Genomic DNA, 4,296 nt, shown 5'->3' with positions numbered 1-4,296 from the left:
CAGCATAGGGCAGATTACACGAGTGTTTTCCTTTGGTGAAATGAGTGAATTAGTCGCTTCTGGGAATTTTAAAGCAAATGGCGGACAACTCTTTCCTAGCTTTTATAATGTCTCTAAAAATAGTGAAAACGACAAGCCCTCGCCTACACCATTTAACCCAGACATTTTACACAGCAATATCACCAAAGGGCAAGAAATGAACTACTCGTTTGACACCACAAGCGATAAATATACAAACAAAGACGGCTCTATCACAAAAGGAGGACTTTTAATCGGCTTTTTAAGTAACAACGCCTTTACCACGCAAAAGCCACTTATTGAGGGTGAGGCAACTATTTGGGGTAAAATTCAAGGACTTGACAACACAAGCGAAAATGAAAGTGTCCGGCTACAATCAGCACTTAATTTTTCTATCCCACTTAAGGGCTGGGGCGATTATATAGGATTAATGAATGCTAGCAGTTTAGATGAATTTAACGAAAGATTAAGTAATTTTATGAATAAATTTAGCGTGGTGAAAAATGATGATGAGGACTTTTTTACCTTTATCCAAAAGCAACTACAAGAAAATGCCAAAATGCTTAAAGAGCTTTTTAGCAATTCAAGGCTTGATATAAAGGCATAAAAATTCTAAGCTTTTAAAATAATTTGTCGATTGAAAATAGTAGAATGTTTAGTTTAAAGGTTTTTTGTATTGTTTATCTTTAAGCTTTTAAAGATATTTTGAATAAATTTCGTGCTAGAACTTAGTGTTAAATTCACAAAATTAATTTTAAAGAAACAAATTATGTCAAAAACATTCTTTAAAATTGCATTTCTTAGTGCCTTACTCTCAAGCCTATCTTTGGCTGATGATTTTCTTGCTAAACTTACAAATGGTGCTTTAAGTGATAACTTGGCTGGGGTTAAGGTGCTTAGTGAGGAGGAGGCAAGTCAAGTTGTTGGTGGGTATTATGTTCGCCTATTTGACAATGGGAGCAAATGGAATGCACCTGATGAAATGTATGCGGTGGCATTTTATAGTGTCCAAAATGAATTAGCAAGGGGTGGATTATGTGAAATAAATTTGACCTCTTGTCCTCGTCCAAGCTCAAGGAGGCTTGTTGAATGGAGAAATATAAGCAATGACCCTTATCATCTTGCTACATATATAGTAAAAAGACATACATCTTATAGTAGGAACGGACGATTTGCGTATTTTACCTTTGGTATGGGCGTTCTTGATATGCGTTCAGGCAATATCTATAAAATCAATAATAGCGGTATGCTAAATAACAATATGGTTATTAGAGAAATAAGCAGAAATTATAAAAAGCATATGGAAGACGAGTTGGGTGGATATGTCCCTAGAATAGGTAGCTTGAGGTAATATTTTTTTAATAGGAGCAAAGTTTGATTGTAAATTCTTTAAATACAAATTTCATAAGCTATACAAGTTATACAAAAGATAGCACAGCAGGAAACATTTTTACTTCTAATTCAAACACTAGTAGTATGCTCGTTAAAGACAAAAGCGAAGCTGTAAATGAAATTCTAGGTTACGGCGTAGATAATGAGGGCTTTTTCACAAGTGATTTTAATGAAAAAGCTGGTATTCCAAAGGATTACAAAATACATTCACAATACTTTAAAGAATTAAACTCTTTGATGACTCATCAGGGTTTGGGTTCTTACTCAAGCATTGATATAGCTCAAACTATCAAAAATGCTTATACATTGTTTTCTCAGCTTGTCAAAGAACCAAATTTGAATGAAACTTTTTCAAAAGAAAGTTTTGCTGATTTGCCTGTGGCTTTTGATTATGACACAAAAAACTTAAAAGTAAGTAAAACTTATGATTTACAAGAATATACTGAGTATATCAAGCAAGGTAAAATCGCAAATGGAAATCTTTTTTCAAGGCTAAATTATGATGAAAATGATAAGCTTAAAAGCATAGATAGTGCGGTGATTTTTGATGAAAAGGATTTTTTAGCCTCATATTTTGACAAAAATATGGCTCAAAGATATACAAATTTTGATGAGAGCATTGATAAGGGCGGAGCTTTAGTAGCTTTTATTTCTAAAAATTTATCTCTTGTAGTTGGAGAAATCAATATGCTTGGTAAAATTTTAGGCGAGGATACAACTATGAGCAAAGCCGAAGTTGAAGCACTTAGAGAGCTTGTCGGTTTTGATAGTGGTTTTAAGAAATTTGGTTTTGAGGGCGATGAAATAAGAAAAGAATATGATGAGCTAATGAACTCAAATTTATCACTAGAGGAGTTTAAGGATAGATATTTGAACCTAAAAAAACGGTGGGAAGCAGAAGAAAAAATAATCAATGAAAATAGAGAAGTTAAGCTACAAGCTAAAACTCAAACAAATACTAAGCAAACAAACATCGAAGAAAACACAAGCAAACAAACCTTCACCCCCATACAAGCTACAAGCAAAAATGACATTTACAAAGATACAGGATATTTTAAATTCAAAGACCTGCTTAAAAACCAACAAGATTTAGATATGCTGTCTATACTTTTTAATTCTATCAAAAATGATAAAAATTTTAGTAACACAAACAATAATATAAATAATACCTTACTCAATTTGATGAGAACAAATATATTAAATGGAGTTGATATAAAGGCATAAAAATTCTAAAGTTTTAAAATAACTTATCGATTTAGAATAGTAAAATATTCAATTGAAAGGTTTTTTATATTTTTAATCTTTAAGCTTTTAAATATCTTTGAATAAATTTCGTGCTAGAACTTAGTGCTAAATTCACAAGATTAAATTTAAAGGAGCAGATTATGTCAAAAACATTCTTTAAAGTTGCACTTTTAAGTGCTTTATTCTCAAGTTTTTCTTTGGCTGATGATTTTCTTGTTAAACTTACAAATGGTGTTTTAAGTGATAACTTGGCTGGGGTTAAAAAACTTACACTTGATGAAACAAGTTAGGTTGTGGGTGGGTATTTAACAGCCTATAAGCTTATAAGTGGTTACGAGCTTGCTGTTGTAGCTTATACAACTATTAACGCTAGTGATGCTGGTTTCACTTTCACTGGACGAAAAGGCACAGAAATAAAATACGATGCAGACGGAAACTATGTTTCATCAAAAAGTAGCCTTTGTGGTTTAGGAATCACTGATTGCTATATGTTTAAGAATACTCAAACACCTTATTGGCAAAATCAAAAAAGACTTCAAGAGTATATGCAAGTTGTTGGGGACCCAGTGCTTTACTCTTTAGCCTACACTGTCAAAAAAAATATAGCTTATAGTAGAAATGGACGCTTCTTATACTTTAATTATGGCGTAGCAATTTATGATAATACTAAGGGACACACTTATAATATCACCAGTAGTGCCCTTTTAAATAACAATACCATAGTGAAAGAGCTATCTAAGGCACATAAAGGCGAAATGGAGTATATGCTTCGTTACGGCAAAATACCATCAAATACCAAATGGTTACCATAAATTAAAAGGATTGTTCAATGATAACTTCTACAAACATAGCACCATTAAATTCAAACATTTTAGCACAAAGGCAAAATGCTAAAACCGCAGAACAAAGTAGCGATAAAAAAGCCATACAAGATGATTTTAGTTGGAAGTATGGCACACCTTGGGAAAATTCAAGCGATGAGGAGCTTATGAAAATCAACACAGTTATGAATAATGCATTTAAAGTGCTTGTAGATAAATACAATGAAGCTACAAAAGATATTTCTTCGGTTGAAAATTCTATCGAGCAGCAACTCAGCAAGGGCATTATAGATGAAAATGAGCTTAATGAATTTATCAGCAAAAATGACTTGCCACTTGTAAATGCTTTCATTGATAAAGATCTTATGCAAATCTATAAAACAAGCACAAGTTTAGATGAGTTTAAGACAAAATGGCTTGAGCTTAAAAACCAGCAAATAAACAAGCTTTTAAAAATGTTTTTAGAAGCTGGATTTGAAAGCGATTTTTCTAATGTGAGTAGTTTGAGTGTCAAGCTTGATATAAAGGCATAAAAATTCTAAAGTTTTAAAATAACTTGTCGATTTAAAATAGTAGAGTATTTAGTTTGAAAGTTTTTTGTATTTTTAATCTTTAAACCTTTAAATATATTTTGAATAAATTTCGTGCTAGAGCTTAGTGCTAAATTCACAAAATTAAATTGTTTAAGAAGCAAATTAGCAGTTTGTGTTAAATTCACAAAATATTAAATTACAAGGATTAAAAATGCTAAAAACATTCTTTAAAATTGCATTTCTTAGTGCCTTACTAACAAGTTTTTCTTTGGCTGATGATTTTCTTG

5 protein-coding genes and 1 pseudogene are annotated in these 4,296 nt (G+C 31.7%); all 6 read left to right on the top strand.

Annotated elements, in window-relative coordinates:
• Positions 1-625: pseudogene (locus tag DMC01_RS11980) on the top strand (hypothetical protein); the annotation flags it as partial.
• A gap of 162 nt (positions 626-787) precedes the next feature.
• On the top strand, positions 788-1,369 hold the full coding sequence (locus DMC01_RS11975; RefSeq protein WP_142694426.1) for a bacteriocin: 582 nt from the start codon (positions 788-790) through the stop codon (positions 1,367-1,369).
• Positions 1,370-1,392: 23 nt separating this feature from the next.
• Entirely contained in the window at positions 1,393-2,634 is a 1,242-nt protein-coding gene (locus tag DMC01_RS11970) for a Cj0814 family flagellar-dependent secreted protein (RefSeq protein ID WP_142694425.1), read from the top strand.
• A 161-nt stretch (positions 2,635-2,795) separates the two neighbouring features.
• Complete coding sequence (locus tag DMC01_RS13915; RefSeq protein WP_185908924.1) at positions 2,796-2,945, top strand: hypothetical protein; 150 nt, start codon at positions 2,796-2,798, stop codon at positions 2,943-2,945.
• Between the two features lie 3 nt (positions 2,946-2,948).
• Positions 2,949-3,467, top strand: a complete 519-nt coding sequence (locus DMC01_RS11965; protein WP_142694424.1) for a hypothetical protein — start codon at positions 2,949-2,951, stop codon at positions 3,465-3,467.
• Positions 3,468-3,484: 17 nt separating this feature from the next.
• Positions 3,485-4,009 carry a hypothetical protein gene (locus tag DMC01_RS11960; RefSeq protein WP_142694423.1) on the top strand — a complete coding sequence of 175 codons (525 nt, stop codon included), beginning with the start codon at positions 3,485-3,487 and terminating at the stop codon, positions 4,007-4,009.
• Positions 4,010-4,296: the final 287 nt, after the last annotated feature.

The organism is Campylobacter troglodytis, assembly GCF_006864425.1.
GTDB lineage: Bacteria > Campylobacterota > Campylobacteria > Campylobacterales > Campylobacteraceae > Campylobacter_D > Campylobacter_D troglodytis.
The sequence above is the reverse complement of the archived record's forward strand: the minus strand, read 5'-3'. Positions and strand labels throughout refer to the sequence as shown.